The sequence below is a fragment of the Amycolatopsis sp. NPDC049688 genome (assembly GCF_040674975.1).
Lineage (GTDB): Bacteria > Actinomycetota > Actinomycetes > Mycobacteriales > Pseudonocardiaceae > Amycolatopsis.
Genome location: NZ_JBFANY010000002.1, coordinates 442,797 through 462,446, shown reverse-complemented (window position 1 = coordinate 462,446; position 19,650 = coordinate 442,797). Strand labels below are relative to the sequence as shown.

Sequence of the window (19,650 nt, the reverse complement as noted above, 5' to 3'; positions counted from 1 at the left end):
CGTGGCGGGCGGGGGCAGCTTCCTGGTGGCGCTGCTGAGGCGCGGTGCCCCCGCGATCGCGACCGCCACGAGTGAGCTGCCCGACGAGATCGCCGACCCGGCGCCGATGCACGCGCTGCGGCGCATCTCGCGGATGTCCGGCCCGATCGACCCCACCGAACGCGACGGCCTGCTGCTGCGCGCGACCCGGTACGTCGTGCTCATCCCGCTGGCGTACCGGCTGCTTGCGGTGCCGGGCCAGTTCGGCGTCTACGTCCTCCAGCACGGCGCGACCGGGTTGCTGCCGGTCGCGGTGTTCACGCTGCTGTCGGTCGCGCTGAACGTCATCGGCCTCCGCTGGATGTTCCGGTCGGCGCCGTTCCGCGGCCGCGACGCCGGGAAGCTGCTGGCCGTCGACCTGGCCTTCACCGTGCTTTCGCCGCTGCTCATCGCGCTGACCGTGCCGACGACGGCGTACTTCGACGCGCTCGCGGTCACCAGCGTCCACCTCTACGGCGAGGCGGGGCTGTTGACGCTCGCCCTTGGCCTCCCGAGCGGCGTGGTGTTCGGGCTGCTCGGCTTTCCGCTCCGGATGCTGGCGAACTGGCTGAACACCGGCGGGTTCCTGCTCGGGGCCGCCTTCTCGACGTACTCGATCCTGCTCGCGGAGCTGTTCCTGGCCACCGCCGCGCTGGTGCTGACCGGCCTCGGCACCCGCCTGGCGCTGGCCTACGGCACCCGCAACGGACGGCTGGCCGAGCGCGCCCAGCAGCACCGGAGGCTGCACGACACCGTGCTGCAGACGCTGGAAGCGATGGCGCTCTCGAGCCCCGGTGACCCCGAAGAACGGCTGGTGGAGATCCAGCGGCTGGCGCGGGCGCAGGCGATGGAGATCCGGCACACGATCGAGTCGGCCGCGTCCGAGCGGGCCGAGGCGGGCGCCCGGCCGCTGGGCGAGAAGCTCGCCGCGCTGGCCGCCGAGATGGCCCGCGACGGCCTGCGCGCCCAGCTCGTGGTGGCCGAACTGGACGACGACACGCTGTCGGAGGTGCGCCAGATCGCCATCCGCGACGCCGTCCGCGAGGCGATGCGGAACACGATGAAGCACTCGGGGACCGACCGGGTCGTGGTCCGCGTCGAGGAGCGCGACGGCGGGATCGCGGTGATCACCCGCGACCACGGGAGCGGCTTCAGCGCGGCCGACCACCCGGCCGGGTTCGGCATCAGCGAGTCGATCACCGCCCGGCTGGCCGAGGTCGGCGGGACGTCGCTGGTCGAATCGGGACTCGCCGGGGGCGGCACGCGGGTGACGTTGTGGGTCCCGTTCTGATATCCCCTGACCATGACCTCGATCGAGCTGCTCGCCGACGCTCTCGCCGCCTACCGCTCCGGTGACCGCGACCAGGCTGCCGAACTCGCCGCCCAGGCCGGGCGCGCCGGCTCCACGCTGGCCGACGAACTGCGGGACTACCTGGCCGGCGACGGCTCGGCGCCGGTGTACGACCAGCCGAGCGCGTTCACGGCGTTCATCCGCGGCGGCGGCAACGTCGAGCTGTACCGGGCGCTGAGCGCCGAGCTGGCCGCCCGCTACGACGCCGCCAAGCCGGAGTCGCTGCTCGACCTGGGTTGCGGTGACGGCCTCGCCGTCGTGCCCGCGCTGGAGCAGGCGTCGCACCTGCCGCCGCGGATCGACCTGGTCGAACCGTCGGCCGCGCTGCTCGAAGGCGTCCACGAGCGGGTGCCGTCGGCCCAGTGCTGGCAGTCGACCGCCCAGGACTTCCTGGCCCGCGACGACCTGGGCTGGGACTTCGTCCAGTCGACCTTCGCGCTGCAGTCCATCGAGCCGGAGCAGCGGGCCGAGGTGCTGCGGACGCTGCAGCCGCGCACCGGGACACTGGTGCTCGCCGAGTTCGACGTCCCCGAGTACGACGAAGGCTCGCCCGAGCACCTGCGCTCGCTGGTCGAGCGCTACGAGCGGGGCGTGGCCGAATACGGCGAAGACGCCACGCTGGTCGCGCAGGGCTTCCTGCTGCCGGTGCTGCTCGGGATCGTCTCCGGGCAGCAGCGGACGAACTGGGAGCACCCGGCCGCGGTGTGGGCCGAGCAGCTGAAGACGGCGGGCTTCACCGAGGTCGGCGTCGAACCGCTCGCCGACTACTGGTGGTCGCCCGCCGTCCTGATCACTGCCTGCTGAGCGAGCCCGTCTCGAGGTGCTGGGCGAGCGGCCTCGGCAGCAGGTAGGCGACCGCGCCGCCCGGCAGCCCGCCCCACGGCACCGTCACGCCGGTCAGCACCCGGACCGCGCGCTGCACCCGGTAGAGCCGCTTCTCGCGTTCGCGGTCGAACGCCAGCGCCGTCTCGACGAACCGCGAGCCCTCGGCGTGCACCAGGTTGCCGGTCTCGTTGCCGAACCGGACGACCGTCGTGCCGGGAGCGAGGGTGATCAGCCGCTTGCTGCGGTAGAAGTTCAACGGCGGTTCGCCGCGCAGCGGCAGGATCGGCCAGTCGGCGGGCTGGTCGGACTCCTCCGCCGGCCGCGGCGGCTGCATCAGCAGCACGCCGAGCAGGAACCGGGCCGCGTCGCCGAGCGAGCCGAACGCCACCGGCTCGTCGGACGGCGGCCGGGAGACCTCCCAGCCGTTCTCGGCCCGGCGCAGCGTCCAGACCCCCTCGGACGGCATCTCGTTCGCGCCGATCCGGTAGGCCGCCGCGGGCACGCCGTGCTCGGCGAGCCGCTGCTGGAGCAGCTCCAGCGTCTCCGCGCCACGCAGGTTCCGCACCTGCTCGCCGCGGGCGACGCGGGTGAGTGTGCGCTCGTCCGGCAGGTCGGCGGTCGTCTGCGGCGGCCGCGGCTGCCCGAGGACCTCCGCCTCCGCCGTCGCCCGCACGAGCTCGCCGACGAACGGCGGCCGGAACCCGGCCGCCCGGATGTGCTCGACCAGCTCCGGCTCCGGCGGCACCCCGTACTTGCGCAGGTAGTGCGGCACGGCGGCGGGCCAGATCCAGGTGCCGTCGGTGTGGAACGCGTTCGGCACGTCCGGCTTCGCGCCCGGCCCGCCGAAGATGTCCGGCAGCGGCGCCGGCCGGTGCAGCGCCACCGGCGCCCGGAACAGGTAGTCGAGCAGCCCGCGGACCTGGTCCGGCGGCACCGGCGGCCGGTTGACCACCGGCCGCTCGCCCTCGGCGTGCGAGTCGGCGATCCGCGCGTGCCGGAACACGACGTCCAGCGGCAGCCCCGCCTTCGCCGTCAGCCACGCCGGCATGTGCTTCGACGTCCGCGGGAAGTTCGCCAGCTCCAGCTCGTAGGCGGCGGTCGACGGACGGCCGCCGTCGTTGGGCGGCACCCGCCAGTCCGGCTCGCGGTCGGCGTCGAAGTCGAAGTCGAACTGCGACTCGGCGTCGAGGGTGAACGTGCCCTGGAACCACGTGCCGGCCTCGGGCTGGAACATCGCGGCCCGCAGCCGCGCGAACAGCCCGCCGAGCCGGGGCACCGCCGGCAGCGAGACCGACACCGGGCCGTCCTCGTCGCCGACCGCGCGGACCTCGATCTCGGCGTAGTCCCCGACCTGCCGGAACTGCGCGCCGACCCGCGTCCAGCCGCCGGGCACGGTGTGCAGCAGCGTCCGGCCGATGGCGCGCAGCAGCGCGTTCTGGTCGCCGGTCCCCGGCTGCGGCCGCGCCTCCGGCGCTTCCGTGAAGTCCAACCGCGTCTGCCACAACGCCGTGACCTGCTTGGCCGGCACGGTGACCGAGAAGCCGGTCAGGCCGAGCTGCGCCGCGCGGACGGCGTCGTCGCGGACCCAGCGCAGGGTCAGCTCGGGCCGCGCGTCCGGCGCGACCTCGAACACCTCGCCGTCGTACTCGGCGAAGGTCCGCAGCGTGAACGTCGACGGCACCTCGCTCGCCGGGACGACCTTCGCCGGACGGCCCTCGAACTCCTTGTCGAAGCCCTCCGGTGCTTCTTCCTCCGGCAGCACCGACAGCAGCACGGTGCCGTCCGTGGTCGACCGTTGCGCGCGGTAGGTCCCCTCGCCCCATGTCGCGTACAGGCCGTCCGGGCGTTCGGCCACTTCTACCCGGTAGCGCACGTTTCGTCCTCCCCGTCCCCAGTAACCCAAAACCTAGTCGACCGGGTACCGAGCGAACCACCGGTCGTCGGCCGGCGCATCCGGGCCGAACTCGGTGAGCGCGTCGTCCGCGAGGCCGACGATGACGTCGCGGAGTTCCAGCTGGTCCAGCCAGCTTTTCCGCAGGGCTTCTTCGCCGTACATCGCGCCGACGAGGTTGCCGCAGACCGAGCCGGTCGAGTCGCTGTCGCCGCTGTGGTTGACCGCCGCGAGCAACGCCGAATCCGGGTCCGTGGTGGTCAGGGCGACGTACACCGACATCGACAGCGCCGTCTCGCCGACGTTGCCCTGGCCCAGCTGCTCGAGCTTTTCCGGCGTCGGCGGCCCCTCCAGTGCCAAGGCCGCGTCGAGCGCCGCGCTCTGTTCTTCGTGCCCCGGGTGCTTCACAAGCTCGGCGCGCGCGGTCGCGACCGCGTCGAGCAGCGGCTTCCCGTGCAGCAGCTCGTGGACGATCACCGCGAAGCAGCCCGACGACAGGTACCCGCTCGGGTGGCCGTGGGTCAGCGCCGCGCTCTCGGCCCCGAGCCGGAACACCTCGGCGAGGTCGTCCGACCACAGCGCGATCGGGGCTGCGCGCATCACGCCGCCGCAGCCCTTCGAGTTGTTCACCGGCCGCTCGATGGTGCCGCGGACGCCCGAGCGGCCGTACGCCTCCAGCTCGCCGAAGCAGGTCAGGCCGGGAGCACGCCTGCTGAACAGCTCCTGGTGCGTGATCAGCCAGCCGTCCGGCTCCTCGACGGCTGACTGCGGCCCGCGCGCCCGGTCCCACGTGACGCCCTGGGTGTGCAGCCAACGCTGGTAGGCCAGCTGCAGCGAGTGCACGACGTCGGCCGAGCCGGTCCGCCGCTGCTGGGCGTGCGCCCGGATCAGCCCTTCGAGCGTGAAGAGCGTCATCTGCGTGTCGTCGGTGATCCGGCCGACGCCGCCGTACGCGGGGATGAAGTCGGTGATGCCGGCCGGGCCGGCGATTTCGCGGATCCGGTCGATCGAGTCGAACTCGGTCTTCGCGCCCAGCGCGTCGCCGATCGCCCCGGCCAGCAGGCTGCCCCGCAGTCGCGATCGCAAGTCCGGTCCCTTCGGTTTCGGGGTGAACCGGCCGCTCGGGTACCGGCGTTCCCAGCGGGCGTGTTCCGCGGTCTCCGTCTGGAGGCCGTTGCGGTTGAAGTACCAGAAGACGTCGCTGGCGACGTCGTCGAGCAGGCCCAAGTCGGGCAGCGCGGTCACCCACGCGGCGGGCAGGCCCGGCACGCCGAGCCGCGCGCCCACCATGGCCCCGGCCAGGGCCCCGGTGACCGGGCCGGACCGGGCGGCGAGCCGGATCGCCGCCTCCGGGTCGTACCCGCGCTTGGCGGCGGCGAACAGCGCGCGGCCGAGCACCGACCGCACGCTCCGGCCGTCGCCGATGCTCTCCAGCTGCGTGACGTCGTCGGCGTCCCGGTCCTCGCGCAGCGCCAGCGTGGACGCCGCCAGGTCGCCGCCCACCTCCCGCAGGCGGACGTGCACCGGCAAAGCGAACGTGTCGCGGGTGAGCAGGGCCTGGAACAGCGAGACCAGCAGCTCGACGCCTTCGGTGACCTCGGCGCCGGCCGCGCTGCCGGTCAGTTCGCGGGCGACGTCCTTCGCGTACTGCTCGCCGTCGACGTCGGCCAGGGCGACCGCGCCGGCGGGGGTCGCGGCCAACGCCGTGGCCAGCAGCGCGGAGAACTCGGCGGGCGCCGGGCCCGCGTGCCGGGTCGCGACGGCGAGCCAGCCGACCGGGTCCGGTTCGGGCAGGGTCGCCGGGACCTCGCCGGTCGGCACCGGCGGCAGGCCGCGCAGCAGAGTGTCGGTGTGGAACAGCAGGTGCCGCGTCAGGCCGCCCATCGGCAGCGGGCCGGTGGCGCCGCCGCCCAGCGCGTCACCGATCGCGAAGCCGACGTACGCGCCGACGATCCGGTGCCACGCGAAGCGCCCGGCGAGCGTCCCGAAGGCGGAGAACTTCCCGAACGTCCACGGCACCGGACGCGGGCGCGCGTCCTCGTCCACGTGCGCGATCAGGCCGTTCGCGGCCGGGTCGGCGGGCCATTCCGGGTCCTGGCCGGCCCGGCGCCGGACGCCGTTGCGGTACTGCCAGGCGAACCCGCGCAGGTACCGGACGCACTCGGCGGGCGTCAGCTCGAAGTGGTGGTCGCGGGCGTGGTCCACGGCGTACCGCAGGTGCCGTTCCAGCAGGTCGGGCGGCTCAACGCCGAACTCCGCGACCAGCCCGGGCAGCGCCTCGGCGACCTCGGGCCCGGCTTCCGGGGCGAGTTCCTCGACGCGGGGCCGGAGCTCGGGCGCACCGCCGCGGGCCTCGGTCAGCTCGGCCGCGGTCAGGCTGCGGACCTGCCCGGTGCCGGGGTCGAGGGTCAGCCCGGACGACGGCAGCTCCCGGACCGTCACCCGCCACCGGCGCGGGTAGCGCCCGGGCACCTTCGCCGACGAGCTGTAGGCGATGACCTCCCGCCCGCCGGTGCCCGGCACCGGCCGCACCAATGGCTCGCCGTCGAGCAGGGGTACGAACACTTCGCAGTCGAGCAGGGCGCGCGTGAAGTCGGCGCGGCTGATCCAGTTCACGCTCAGATAGTTCAGCAGCTTTTCGGCGTCGGTCGTGGGCACCGGGAACCCGCGCCACACCGGGCCGGGCGTGTACTGCTCGTTGCCCCGGCGCGGCCCGGTCGGCTCCCCGAACAGCGTGTACTGCGTCCAGCCGCGGATGGCGCGCACCGGGATGCCGAGATCGGGAAACGCCTTCTCGTCGAACTCCGGGTCGACGTCGGGACGCCACTCGACGAAACCGCCGTCTTCTGCCATTTTCCCCATCCTCGGGCTAATGCCTCGGGTAGCGCTCGATCCACTGGTCGCCGAGGGCGCTCAGCGCCGAATGCCGGTCGAAGTGCCAGTAGGCGTCCGAAGCGACGTTCTCGACCAGGTACCGCAGCTCCAGCTGGTCGACCCACTTCTGCGGCAGCCCGGGGATCCCGGTCCGTGCGCCGAGCAGGGCACCGGCGATCGCGCCGGTCAGCGCGCTGCGGCCGGAGTGGTTGACCGCGCGGAGCAGCGCCTGCTCCGGGTAGTTCTCGAAACCGGACAACGCGGCGAAGGCGCGTCCGAGCACCGACAGCGTCGTCTTGCCGTCGCCGATCAGCTCGGGCATCCGCAGGTCGGGCAGCCCGTGCTCGCCGAAGAACGGCACCGACTCGGCGACCATCTCCGCGATCGCCGTCCACTCCGGGCCCTGCTGGAACTGGTTGTCCGGGTTGAGCACCTCGCGGCTGGTGTTCCAGATCGGGAAGCTGAACGGGTCTTTGGTCAGCGCGTGCTCGAACAGCCAGGTCAGGTAGGTCGCCGCGGCCAGGTCGGGCTCGGTCGGGTGGGTGACGCCGGCCAGCTCGCGCACCGCCTGCCGGGCGCCGCCGCTGAATCCGCTGCCGGGCCCGGCCATGGTGAGCGCGGCGGGCAGCGCCGGGATGAGGGCGGCCGGGCCGATCATCGGCTGCGCACCGGCGGTTCCGGTCACGAGCTGGTGGTAGGCGTTGAGCTCGGCGTCGTCGGCGTCCCGCCGGGCGTGCAGGTCCGGGACCTGCACGAGCCAGCCGTCCACGGCGTCCATCGGCGCGCCCTGGGTGCGCAGCCAGCGCTGCAGCGCCCCGCGGACGACGTCCGGGAAGAGCTGCTCGGCCTCGCGGGACTCCGGCTGCTCGCGGTGCGGGCTGCGGATCGCGGCCTCGGTGTAGAACAGCAGCCGCTGGGTCAGCGAGCCGATCCGGCCGGGCTGGTCGAACGCCGGGACCAGGTCGGTGACGCCCTCGATGCCATACTTCGCGTGGATGTCGTGCAGCATCATCCGGTCGACGGCCGCGCCGAGAGCCTCCCCGAGCGCGAAGCCGACGTACGCGCCCGTGACGCGCTGCCAGCCGTAGCGGAAGCCGTCGACGTCCCGCTCGAAGTACTTGCCGAACGTGTCGAGCCGCGGCACCGGGCGGCCGGCGTTGTCGTACGCCGGGGCAAGGCCGTTCGCGCGCAGGTCGTTGGGTTTGCTGCGCGGCGGCTCCGGCATGGCGAGCCGCTTCAGCCAGGACTCGCCGAGCACGGTCTTCGCGCACTCCTCGGCCGTCAGCTCGAAGCCGCGGCGGCGGGCCTTCTCGGCTGCCTTGAGCGGCGGTTTCACCGGATCCGGCAGCCCCATCCGGGACGCCGTTTCGGTGGCGACCCGGATCAGGTCCTCCTCCGCCTCCGGGCAGCGTCCGTGCACGTCGATGCGGGGTTCGTGCCGCGGGAACCGCTTGACGATCTCGGCGAGCTCGCCGCTGGAGACGTCCTCGATGGTCGTCGGGCCGCCGTTGATCACCAGGTTCGGCGGGTGCTCGAACTCGGCGAGCGTCGCGACGTCGACCTTCCACCAGCCGTGCTCGCGCGAGGGCAGGTGCCGGGTCGAGCTGAACACCTTCAGCTCGTTGCGCTCCTCGGCGAAGTAGAACCGGTCGGTCTTGCCGGTCTCCAGGTCGAGCGGGACGTACACCTCGCACCGGATCAGGCCGATGAGCAGCAGCTCCCGGGTCAGCCAGCCGACGCTGCCGAACGACAGCAGCGTCTCCAGGGTGTTGTCCGGCTTGGGGTAGCCGCGGCGGATCGGCCCGGCCTTGTACTCCGGGTTCTCCCGCTCCTCGCCGGTCTGGTTGCCCTCGGCGTCGACCTTCACCCAGCCCGCGACGGCCTGCAGCGGCACGCCCAGCTCGCCGAGCCCGGCCTTCACGTACTCGGGGTCGACGACCTCGCGCCAGTTCTCCTGGCCGGGGAACGCCACCGGCACCGACAGGCCGCCGGGGTGCGGGTGGGCCTGCCGCAGCTCGCCGTCCGGTTCGCGGACGACGACCGACGGCGGCGGGAAGATCTCCTTCTCCGGCCGGCCCTCGTCGAGGAACGCGATGGTGTTGTAGGGCACCGACCAGCCCTCGGGGATGCGCAGCACCTTCTCGGTGTCCACCCGCAAACCCGCGGGACCGGAGACGTCCGGGCCGTGCACCGCGCGCAGCCACTGGCCGACCTTGGCAATCGCTTCCGCCGCTTCCACCTACTCGATCCTCTCCAGGCTTCCGTCGGACTCGTGCTCGGCGATCGTCTTCGGCAGCACGAAGGCCACCGCACCACCCGGCAGGTTCGCCCACGGAACCGTGATGCCGGTGATCACGTGCAGCGGGCGTCTCAGCCGGTAGCTCCGCCGCACCCGCTCCCGTTCGAGCGGCAGCGACGTCGTGGCGAACCGTACCTCGCCGTGGTGAACGAGATTGCCGGGTTCCTCGCCGAAGCGCAGGACGACCGTACCCGCCACCAGCCTGGTGATGCGCTTGTTGCGGAGCAGGGTGAGGGGAGGCTCACCCGGAGCCGGGTGCACCGGCCAGTCGTCCAGTTCCTTGGCCGTTTCCAGCGGCGTTTCGTGCCCGGCGGTCATCCGCGCGGGGTGCAGCAGCAGCGCGCCGAGCAGCTGCTGGGCGGCGTCCTCGAGGCGGCCGAAGTACCGCGGCTCGCGGGGCTTGCCGCCGGCGTACGCGGCGACCTCCCAGCCCTCGGGGGTGTAGTTGAGGCACCACGCGCCGTCCGCCCGCTCGCCGACCCGGTACGCCTCGGGCCAGACGCCGTGCTCGCCGAGCCGCTGGACCAGCACGATCAGCAGTTCTTCGTCGGCGAGCTTCGGGTCCGGCGTGGTCTCCAGCTCGGCCGCGACGTCCCCGCTGGTCTTCTTCACGTCGGCGCGGCCCGGCTTCGGCCGCGGCTTGCCCAGCAGGTCCGCCTCCGCGGTCCGGCGGACCAGCGGCTCGACGTACGGCGGCTGGAAGTGGTGCCGCCGGATGTGCGCGACCAGGTCCGGCTCCGGCGGCACGCCGTGCTTCGCGAGCAGGAGCGGGACGGCTTCGGACCAGATCCACGTGCCGTCGGTGTGGAACCGCTCGTCGCCGTCTTCGTGGACGACGGCTTCCCGCTCGAGGTACTGCAGCACGAGCGGTACCTCGGTGTCGGTGAGCGGTGGCCGCTCGACGTCCGGGCCGCCGACGTCGGCGTGCCGGAACACCACGCCCAGCGGCAGCTGCGCGCGCAGCCGCCACCAGTCCGGGATGTGCTCGTCGGCCCGCGGGAACGCGGCGAGCTCCGCCGGGTAGGCGGCCGGCTCCGGGGCGTCCGTCCACAGCGGATCGTCGTCGAGCGCGAAGTCGAAGTCGAAGGCGCCGTCGGGGGTGAGCGTGAACCGCGCCTGCAGCCAGGTACCGCGGCCCTCGGTGTACATGCCGGCGCGGAGTTCGGTGAAGAGCTCGATGAGTTCGTCGGGCGTCGCCGTGTTGTGGCCGACGGCTTCGGTGTGCGCGCCGACCTGCCGGAAGTCGACGACGGCGGGCTTGGCGGCGTCCGTGCGGTGCTCGCGGACGAGCTTTCCCAGGCGTACCAGGAGGGTCCGCTGCGCTTCGGGCGAAAGTCGATGTTCCACGTGAATCATTGCGGGATCACCGAGGTGAAGGTGAAGGTCGGGGCTTCGCCGGCGGCGCGGCGGGCGAACTCGTCCTCCCACATCTTGAAGGTGCGCCGGTAGATCGAGTCGATCAGCGCGCGCTCTTCCTTGGTGATCTTGCGGTGCTCCTCTTCGGTCGCGGCCCAGATCGCGTCGATGGTCTGGTAGAGCGCGAAGATCGGCCCGTCCCCGCGGAGGTAGCGCTGCCGCTGTTCCTCGGTCCGGTGGACGAACCGCTCGTGATCGAGGCTTCGGATGTCCGGGCTGTGGTCGAACAGCACATCCATGACGTGTTCCGGGTTTTCCTCGAACGCTCCGGTCTTCCAGTTCAGGATGCGACCGGTCAGCCCGCCATCGGGCGTGCTCTCCACCACGTAGCTGTGGGCGAAGTACTCGAAGTAGGACGGCGTCTGGACCATCTAAAGACTCCCCTGCAGCGCGTCCCAGAACAGTTCCCGTTCGCGCTTGATCAGCCCGTCGATCAGGGCTTTTTCTTCGTCGGTGTAGCCGCGGCCCTCGGCCTTCGCGAGGGCTTTGAAGTCGCGGCGGACCTCGTACAGCGAATGCTCGTACGCCGAAACGTCGTCCAAGGACTTCAGGTGGAGACGCAGTTCGGCGACGTGCCCGTCGATGCGCACGCTCATCTGCAGGTCGCGGTATCCCGCCGGAGCGGGGTTGGCGAACCGGTCGTCGAAATCGACGATCTCCAGGTCGGGATGCTCCGCGATGCGCGCCAACGCCGCGTAGGCGTCCTGCACCCGTTCGAACTGGATCATCGCGCCCGCGAGGTCGACCAGCAAGGAAGCGTCACCGTTGTAGTTGGTGTTGATCTTGTCCATCGCGCGGCCTTCGGACTTCGGTCCGGGCCGGAACCCGGCGTGGCCGCCGGTCTCCTCGGCGAGCGGCGGCAGGATTTCCTTCAGCTTCAGATCGGCCCGGGCCGCTTCCCGGTAGCGCTCGGCCAGGTACTCCCGCGTGTAAGCCTCGTCCCCGAGCTTGCTCGGGTCGAACGGTGCCTGTGCGCGGTGCGCGTCCGGGTGGTCTCTCGCCTGGTCGATCACCTCCCGCGACACCTCGGCCTGCTCCGGGGTGAGCGGCGTCGGCTCCGCCTGCGGGCCCACCGGTTCGGCGTCCGGGTCCGGGTGGTGGACCTCGTGCACGGCGTCGGCGAGGATCGGGATGGCCTCGTCGTGCACCAGCAGGCTGGCGATCGTCTCCGGCTTGCGCAGCAGCGACCGGGTCAGGAACTCGTTGGCCGGGTCGTGGAGCAGGTCGACCAGCTCGGGGTGCTCCGCCAGCCGCGTCCGGACGAACTCGCCGACCGGCCCGAGGTTCTGCGGGTTGCCCTCGTGGTCCTTGACGACCAGGTCGGCGGTGGCGCCGGCGAGCGCTTCGGCGACCCGCGGCTGGGCGAGCAGCTCGTCGAGCCGGGACTGCGGGGCGTGGCCGTAGCCGCCGTGCGTCTCGCCCGCGGTGTGCTCGGGCTGGACGTGCACCTCGTCCGGCGTGCCGACGTGCATCAGCTTGATGCCCTTCGGCGGCTGCGGCAGGTGCATGAGGTCGCCGGACTGCGGGTCGATGAACGCGACACCGTCACGGGTGTGCACGACCATCGCGACGTGCCCGTACACGACGCCGTTCGGGCCCTCGTACTTCACCGCGACCACGGCGTGGTGGTCGAGCGGCTTGTCCCGCATCTCGCGGATGACGTCGTCGTAGCTGCCGCGCTCGGAGAACGTCTCGCCGAACCGGCCTTCGAGGTGCTCGAGCGTGCCGCGCGTGCCCATCTCGTGGAACAGGATCGGCTCGGCGGTCATGTCGCCACCGCGAAGCCGGTCCAGGTACGCCTCGGGCCCGCGGGTGCAGTTGGACATGTACCCGTTCTCCAGCGCGCCCGGCTGGTGGAAGCCCGGGTTGACCTCGCGCAGGTGCGGGTGCCGGTCCTGGACGTAGGCCGCGCGCTCGCTCGGCGTCGTGCCGTCGGCGTGGATGGCCGGTTCGGACGGCGGGTTCGTCGACCGCGCCAGCCGGGAGTAGTCCGGTCCCGGCTCGGGGACGGGCAGGGGCTCGGCGGGGCTGTCGGCGGCGTCGTGGACCGTGGGGTGCTCCGGCGGCGGTGCCACGTGCTCGGGCTCGCCGAAGCCGCCGAGGCGTTCCATCAGCGCGGCCTGCCGCCGCCGTTCGAACTCGGCCGCGTTGTGCTCGTTCTCGGCCCGCCGCTCGGCCATCTTCTGCTGCGCGGCCTCGGGCTCGAGGTAGCGCGGGTGGCCTGGGCCGATCTCCTCGGCTTCGATCACCCACTTGCGGCGGCCCTCGGGCGTGATCTCCAGCCGCCGCTCGTGCACCAGCAGCTGCGTGCCGGGCGGCGAGAGCGACTCGCGCTCGGACGGGTTCTCGGCGAGCTTCGAGATGTCGCGGAGGTTGTCGGACCGGACGTGCAGCTCGACGTCGTCGCCGAACTTGCTGGTGGAGAACTCGTCGGTCTTGATCGACGCGCTGGAGAACGCGGGCTCGACGACCACCGCGCCCGGCTCGTACGGCCCGGCGACGAGCTCGGCCAGCCGCGGATCGCCGCCGACGTCGAAGGCACGGATGCTCTCGCCGGACGTGCGCGGAACCTGGTTGAGCCCGTCGACGATGGCGCGCGCGTTGGCCTGCGCGAGGTCGAAGCCGGGGTGGCCGGGGCCGCGGCGCAGGGCCTCGTTGACGTCGTAGGCGTACTCGCCGCGGGTGTAGCCGTGCACCGCGACGGCGGCTTCGTCGGTGAGAGGCAGTCCGGCGGCGTCCCGGCGGGCCAGCGCGCGGTCGTGGATCTGCTGGTAGATGTCCTCGTTGCCGACCGCGTGGCGGATGCTTTCGTGGTCGGCCGGGGTGCCGCGGTGGTCGCCGTCGAAGAGGTAGCCCTCGTCGTGCGGCAGCCGTTCGGGCGTGGGACTCAGCCGGTCGGCGATCGTTTCGTGCGGGCCGAGCGGCAGCTCCCGGATCCCGGCGGCGTCGGGCGGCAGCTCGGCCAGCCGCCCGCTGACGGGATCGGCGAACAGGACCCCGTGCTCGGTGTGCACGGCGGCGACCAGCCGTTCGGTGCCGCCGTGTTCGAAGGCGACGGCGGACCGCGCACCGACGGGCCGCTCGCCGAGGTCGCGGGCGACGTCGTCGAAACTGCCCCGGCTGCTCCACGGCCCGTCGAGGCGTTCACCCCGGGCCGGGCCGGCCACGACGTCTTCGCCGTTCATCCGACGCTCGAAGGCGGCCATCGATTCGGCGGCGTTGGTCCGGAACCCGTTTTCGAGGGCGTTCGGCGCGTAGTGGTTGCGGGTGTTGACCGCACCGAGCTCGGGAACGGCGTCCCGGACGAGGCGGGCGTGCTGCTGCGGCGTCTCGACGGACCCGGCGTGCAGCACGGGCGTCCCACCCGGCCGGAGCGGCTCGGCGAGCTGCGCCCAGCCACCATCGGGAGCGGTCGTGGCCGGCGGCCGCCGCACAGGTGGGGGCGGCGCACTGGGGTCGTCGAAGGCGGTGAGCTTGGACATGTCCCCGCTCGGCCGCAGGTGCGGGTGCTCGGCGTAGAACTGTTCGAGCTCGGCGTCGGCTTCCCGCTGGAAGCGTTCTTCGTCGGCGCGCTCGTCGGCCCGCCGCTGTTCGATCGCCTGCCGCGCCTCGGTCTCGCCGAGGTGCCGCGGATGCCCGGGACCGACCTCCTCGGCGTGCACGATCCAGTGCGGCTCACCGGGCCGCCGGTTCGGGTTGTCGGGGTGCCCAGGGCCCTTCTCGAGGCCGGTGATCTCGAACTGCGTCCCGGCTTTGAAGAGGACTTCGCGTTCGTGCCCGATGCTGGCCATGGCTTCGACGTCACGGCCGGTCTGGGACTGGATCCGCATCTCGACCTCGCCGGGGAAGGAACTGCGCGGGTGTTCCGCGTCGACCTTCGACGAGCTGAGGAAGGACGGTTCGGTGATGTGCGCGCCTTCGTGGAACCGGCCGAGGAAGGCCTGCAGCCGCGAGGGATCCCCTTGGAAGTCGATCCGCCGCGAGACGGTCCCGACGTGCGGCGGAAGCTCGTTGAGCCCGGAGACGAGCGCCCCGGCCTGCGGCGCGAGGTCGACGAGCTCGGGGCCACCCATCCGCAGCGCCCGGTTGAGCGGTCCGACCATTTCGTACCGCGTGTAGGCGTGCACGGCGAGCGCCCCGGCATCGGAGACACCGGGGTGGAACTCGTCCCGCTTGGCGAGGGCTTCCCGGCGGACCTGTTCGTGCCGCCACTCGCCGGACTCGGGGCTGTGCCGCCCGGAGTCCATGAAGGTGTCCTCGATCCGCCGGATCCCGGCGGGATCCTCGGTGTGGAACCGCTCGTCGGTGAGGTAGGGCTCGTCGCCGGCGGGTTCGTGCGCCGGCGCGGGCGGCTGTTCATCGACGGGCACCGGCTGCTCACCGGGTTGTTCGTGCGTCGACGCGTGTTCGGCGGCGGGCGGCTGTTCCTGGGCGGGAGTGTGGTCGCCTGGTTGCTCGACCTGCGGCTGTTCATGCGCGGGCGCCGACTGCTCGGCAGGCCGTTCACCGCCGGGCGCGTGTTCCCCGGCGGGTCCGGCCTGCTCCCGCACCGGTTCGGCTGCTGGCGCGTGCTGGGCCACCGGCTCGTGCACGGCCGGGCGTTCCGGCGCGTGTTCCCCGGCAGGTCCGGCCTGCTCATGCACCACCGGTTCGGCTGCCGGCGCGTGTGGGGCCGCGGGCTCGTGCGTGGCCGGGCGTTCCGGTGCGGGCGTGTGTTCTTCGGCGGATCCGGCCTGCTCATGCACCACCGGTTCGGCTGCCGGCGCGTGCTGGGCCACGGGCTCGTGCGTGGCTGGGCGTTCCGGTGCGGATGCGGCTGGTTCGGCTGCCGGTGCCTGCTCGTGCGCAGCCGGACGGTCCTGCCCCGGCCGCTCGAACGCCCGCGGCTGCTCCTGAGGCAGCCGCGAATCCCCCACCCGCGGCGGCTCGAACGGCCCCCGGGCCAGCCGCTCCTGCGGCGGCCCGAACCGCGGCGGCGGAACAGCCGGCGGCCCCAGGCGCGGATCATGCGGCGGAACAGCCGGCCGCCCACCGGGCGCAGGCGGCATCGGCGGTCGCCCACCGGGACCCGGCGAACCCGGGTACCCACCAGGACGCTGCCCGCCGCCCGAAGGTGCCATCCGCCGCGGATCATGCGGATGCCCCCCACCCTGAGGTGGCTGACCAGGAGCCTGCGACCCCCGCGGAGAAGCCTGCCAACCCGGCGGCTGCCCGTGCTGCTGTCCACCAGGCTGAGCAGCGAACGACCCACCCGGCGGCTGTCCACCCGCGTGCGGCTGGCCCCCCCGGAACGGCTGCGTGCCGGGGTGAGCCGTCGGCTGCCCACCCGGGAGCGGCTGGGTGCCCGGGTGAACCGGCGGCTGTTGCCCCGGATGGGCCTGGCCTGGCTGCCCGCCTGGGAGTGGCTGGGTGCCCGGGTGAACCGGCGGCTGTTGGCCTGGATGGGACTGACCTGGCTGGCCGCCCGGGAACGGTTGCGTGCCGGGGCCGACTGGCGGCTGTCCGGCCGGGTGGGGCTGTCCGCCCAGCTGATTCGGCGGCTGGCCGCCCTGGAAGGGCTGAGCGCCGGGGTGGGCCTGCGGCTGGCCGCCAGGGTGCCCACCCTGGAACGGCTGGGGGCCAGGGGTGGTCGACGACAGTCCGTTTTGGTGCGGTTGCCCGCCCTGAAAGGGCTGGGCGCCCGGGTTGGTCGGCGGCTGGCCGCCCTGGAACGGTTGCCCGCTCGGGTGAACTGGCGGCTGCCCGCCGTGCTGGGATTGACCGCCCTGGAACTGCTGTCCGCTCGGGTGCGGTTGGCCGCCCGGCAGCGGCTGACCGCCCTGGTGAGGTTGCCGGCCCGGGTGAACGCCCTGGTGCGACTGGCCGCCATGTTGAGCTGGCGCGGGCCCACCTGAGGGCGGCCGAAGCGGCTGCCCGCTCTGCCACGCCCGGCGGGGATCCGGCGGCGAGACCCGTCGCGGCTCCGGTGGCACCTGCCCACCCCGCGGCGGCATCGCTCCACCCGGCTGCGGGCCACCGGCACGTCCCGGACCACCGCCGGTCGGCATTCCGCCCGGCGGCGGCGCGAACCCACCACCCGGCGGGGGCGACACCTGCTGCGGCGACGGCCCGTTCGGCACCCCACCCGCATCCGCCGCGAACGGCTGGCTCGCGCCGCCCGTGAACCCGGCCGCGCCGACGTTGTCCTGAGGGCGTCCGCCGCTCTGCCGTCCCGGCTCCGGGCCGGAACCCGGCGGCGGGGCCATGCCGTAGCCGCCCTGCGACGGTCCCCCCGACGAACTCGCCGCCTGCTGCGACGACTCCGCCCCCCGGGCTCCCTCCGGCTGCTGGACATGGTCGCCATTCGACCGCGGCGCCTCCGACGCGGCCCACCCTGCGGCCGGAGACGCCCCCTCGCTGCGCGGCTCCGCCACAGGTCCCCGCGACTCAGCCTGGGGTCGTGGTTCTTCGCCTCGCGACTGGGGTTCGGGAGTGGGCTCGGCCTGCGGACGCGGCTCCTCTCGCGACTGGACCCCGGAAGCCGCCTCACCCCGGGGCTCGGCCCGCGGTTGGGGTTCGGGGGTTGCCTCATGCCGAGGCTCAGCCTGCGGACGCGACTGGGCCTCGGAAGCCGCCTCGCTCCGGGGTTCGGCTCGCGGTTGGGGTTCGGGAGTTGCCTCGTGCCGAGTCTCAGCTTGCGGTCGTAGTTCTTCGGCTCGCGGTTGGGCCTCGGAAGCCCCCTCGCCCCGGGACTCGGCCTGCGGACGCGGCTCTTCACCTCGCGACTGAGGCTCGGGAGCTGCTTCACGGCGGCTTTCAGCCTGCGGGCGTGGCTCTTCACCTCGGGACTGGGGCTCAGAAGCCGCCTCGCCCTGGGACTCGGCCTGCGGTCGTGGTTCGTCGGCCCGCGACTGAGACTCGGGAGTTCCTTCGCCGCGGCTTTCAGCCTGCGAGCGTGGCTCTTCACCTCGCGACTCGACCTCGGAAGCTACCTGGCGAGACTCTTCCGACCGCCGTCCAGCCTCTTCACCCCGCGACTCGGAAGAACCCTCCCCCCGCGGCTCCTCCGACCCAGCCGACTCCCCGGAAGGCTCGGAAGCCTCCCCGGCATCCCGCGGGATATTCGCCTCATGAACCGAGTGGAGCTGCTCCTTCGCGCCCCCGACAGCCCCTCCGACGGCCCCGCTCGAAGCCCCCATCAGCAGCTGCTCCGGCGTCAGCGACCCCAGATCCCCGGTAACCGCCGCCTGGCCGACCGTCTGCGCGACCCCTTCGACCGCCCCCCGCGCCCCCGCCCGCAAAGCCGCGTCCGCGACCTGACCCCCCGCGCTGTGCGAAAGCCCCTCGGTCGCTCCCCGCCCGATGGACCCCGAAGCCGCCCCCACGACTCCGCCGACCGCGCCCGAGATCGCCGCGTCCGACGTCTTCGACCAGTCCCAGTCCTTGCGGTCGCCCTTGGCCATCTGGAGGCCCTGGATGCCCGCGTCCATGCCCAGGTTGATGGCCTCGTTCTTCAGGACCTCCATGCCGATCTTCTTGAGGCCCTGCTTGAGCAGCTTCTCCAGCAGCTCCTTCGCGACCTGCTTGAACCCCTGCTGCGCCAGCTTCTCGAGCAGCTGCCGGAACAGCATCTGCACGGTCATGCGGGTCGCGATCTGGGCCGGCGCGATCCCCGCCGTCGAGCCGCCGAACGTCACCGCGGCCGCCGCGATCATCGCCGCTATCTGGGCCGCCAGGATGATCAGGGAAATGATGATCATGTACTTCGTGTACTCGACGTCCAACGCCGTCTGGTCACACGAATCGCCCAGGGCCTGAGCCGCGTCGGCCAGCTGTTTGAAGTACGCCTCGTCGCCCTCGACGAACTTCTTCCACTGCTCCGCGAACGCGTCCGCGCCGTCGCCCGTCCAGTTGTCGCGGATGCCGGACGCCGCCTGGTTGCCCGTCTCGGACACCGGCCCGATCGCCGCCGACGCTGTGTGCCACGCGTCCCGCAGGGCGCGCAGCTTGGTCTCGTCGCCCTCGGGCCAGCTCTCGCCGACGACGATCGGCAGCAGCCACTTGACCGCGTCGGGCATCTCCATCCCCACGCGTCAATGCCCCTTGCTCAGCTGGGACGTCACGTCTTCGTCGGCGCCCGAAAGGGCCTTCATCGACTTGGCGACGTTCTGCTGCATCCCCCGCAGCCCCTGCACGAGGTTCGTGAACCCCTCGACGGCGCCCTGCGCGCCCGGCACGTAGTCCTTGGCGAACTCCTTGCCGGAGTCGTCGCCACCCCAGCACTCACCCTGCGCGGCAAGGGCCGCCGAAAGCGCCTTCGCCGCGTTGTCCAGCGCGTCGGCCGCCGTCACCAGGCCGTTCGACGCGCGCAGCACCGCGTCCGGCTCCGCCGTGAAGCCGGAACCCCCGTCCGGCATCAGTCGCCCCTCGTCATCCAGGACGACGGCGGCTCCTCGTCCTCGTCACGCGGCGGGCGGATGCGCTTGGGTGCGGGCTTGGGCGCGGGGACCGGCGGCGCCTGCTCGTTGCGCAGGATCGAACCGCCGTCCTCGAACGACTCGGGCCGCGGTGCCGGGGCATCCTCCACGAACTCGTCGAACGAAGGGATCGGTGGCACCAGCCCGGCCAGCGACGGCGCGCCCTCGACCAGGTCGGCGAGGTCCGGCAAGCCTTCGGTGATCGGCGCCATCAGGTCCGCGATCTTCTGCTTGACCTGCAGCGATCCCTGACGCACCAGCGTCTGGACGGTGTTCGCGAGCTGCGCGGGCGTCGTGCGTTCGAACGTGGTGGGCGCGAATTCGAGCTTCGCGAGGCTGCCGCCGGCGTCGATAGTGGCGCGGACCAGGCCGTCGGGGGAACTCACCTGGGCCGTCGTCTCGGCCGCCGCGGCCTGGGCGTCACGCAGCTGCGCCGTCTGCCGCTCGAAGTTCTCCAGGAGGGTGTCCATCTGGTCCTTCATCGCGGCATTCCGTGCTTCGAGCCGTGCACGGTCGTCGC

At 72.8% G+C, this 19,650-nt stretch carries 12 protein-coding genes; 4 read left to right on the top strand and 8 right to left on the bottom strand.

What is annotated here, in order from left to right; genetic code table 11:
* Position 1: 1 nt before the first annotated feature.
* Entirely contained in the window at positions 2 to 1,309 is a 1,308-nt protein-coding gene (locus tag AB0J55_RS08105; RefSeq protein WP_364244493.1) for an ATP-binding protein, read from the top strand.
* A 12-nt stretch (positions 1,310 to 1,321) separates the two neighbouring features.
* Entirely contained in the window at positions 1,322 to 2,173 is an 852-nt protein-coding gene (locus tag AB0J55_RS08100) for a class I SAM-dependent methyltransferase (protein ID WP_364244490.1), read from the top strand.
* Here the strand turns inward: AB0J55_RS08100 and AB0J55_RS08095 are convergent.
* From AB0J55_RS08095 to AB0J55_RS08070, 6 genes are read right to left on the bottom strand one after another with little or no spacing between them, the layout of a single operon-like run.
* Complete coding sequence (locus tag AB0J55_RS08095) at positions 2,160 to 4,067, bottom strand: TNT domain-containing protein (RefSeq protein ID WP_364244487.1); 1,908 nt, start codon at positions 4,065 to 4,067, stop codon at positions 2,160 to 2,162. The two genes, AB0J55_RS08100 and AB0J55_RS08095, sit on opposite strands and share 14 nt — an antisense overlap.
* A 33-nt stretch (positions 4,068 to 4,100) precedes the next feature.
* A complete protein-coding gene (locus AB0J55_RS08090) occupies positions 4,101 to 6,938 on the bottom strand; it encodes an ADP-ribosylglycohydrolase family protein (RefSeq protein WP_364244484.1) in 2,838 nt (945 codons plus the stop codon).
* A gap of 16 nt (positions 6,939 to 6,954) precedes the next feature.
* Positions 6,955 to 9,198 (bottom strand): ADP-ribosylglycohydrolase family protein, encoded by a 2,244-nt coding sequence (locus AB0J55_RS08085; RefSeq protein WP_364244481.1) that lies wholly within the window; start codon positions 9,196 to 9,198, stop codon positions 6,955 to 6,957.
* Entirely contained in the window at positions 9,199 to 10,614 is a 1,416-nt protein-coding gene (locus AB0J55_RS08080) for a TNT domain-containing protein (protein WP_364244478.1), read from the bottom strand.
* The gene (locus AB0J55_RS08075) at positions 10,611 to 11,045 is read right to left on the bottom strand and encodes a hypothetical protein (protein WP_364244475.1); all 435 of its coding nucleotides are present in this window, start codon (positions 11,043 to 11,045) and stop codon (positions 10,611 to 10,613) included. Before AB0J55_RS08075 ends, AB0J55_RS08080 begins: the two co-directional genes overlap by 4 nt.
* Positions 11,046 to 15,044, bottom strand: coding sequence for a toxin glutamine deamidase domain-containing protein (locus AB0J55_RS08070; RefSeq protein ID WP_364244472.1), 3,999 nt, complete (start codon positions 15,042 to 15,044; stop codon positions 11,046 to 11,048). It abuts the gene before it with no gap.
* On the opposite strand from AB0J55_RS08070, the gene AB0J55_RS08065 reads away from it, so the two are divergent.
* Both AB0J55_RS08065 and AB0J55_RS08060 read left to right on the top strand, forming a co-directional pair.
* On the top strand, positions 14,964 to 16,568 hold the full coding sequence (locus AB0J55_RS08065) for a hypothetical protein (protein WP_364244470.1): 1,605 nt from the start codon (positions 14,964 to 14,966) through the stop codon (positions 16,566 to 16,568). The two genes, AB0J55_RS08070 and AB0J55_RS08065, sit on opposite strands and share 81 nt — an antisense overlap.
* A gap of 1,726 nt (positions 16,569 to 18,294) precedes the next feature.
* Positions 18,295 to 18,471: a hypothetical protein gene (locus tag AB0J55_RS08060; RefSeq protein WP_364244467.1), complete on the top strand. Its 177-nt coding sequence runs from the start codon at positions 18,295 to 18,297 to the stop codon at positions 18,469 to 18,471.
* 275 nt (positions 18,472 to 18,746) lie between these two features.
* Here AB0J55_RS08060 and AB0J55_RS08055 read toward each other — a convergent pair whose 3' ends face one another.
* Together AB0J55_RS08055 and AB0J55_RS08050 are read right to left on the bottom strand one after the other, a co-directional pair.
* Positions 18,747 to 19,070 carry a WXG100 family type VII secretion target gene (locus AB0J55_RS08055; RefSeq protein WP_364244464.1) on the bottom strand — a complete coding sequence of 108 codons (324 nt, stop codon included), beginning with the start codon at positions 19,068 to 19,070 and terminating at the stop codon, positions 18,747 to 18,749.
* Entirely contained in the window at positions 19,070 to 19,612 is a 543-nt protein-coding gene (locus tag AB0J55_RS08050) for a YbaB/EbfC family nucleoid-associated protein (protein ID WP_364244461.1), read from the bottom strand. The genes AB0J55_RS08055 and AB0J55_RS08050 overlap by 1 nt, the downstream gene beginning before the upstream one ends.
* Between the last annotated feature and the right edge of the window lie 38 nt (positions 19,613 to 19,650).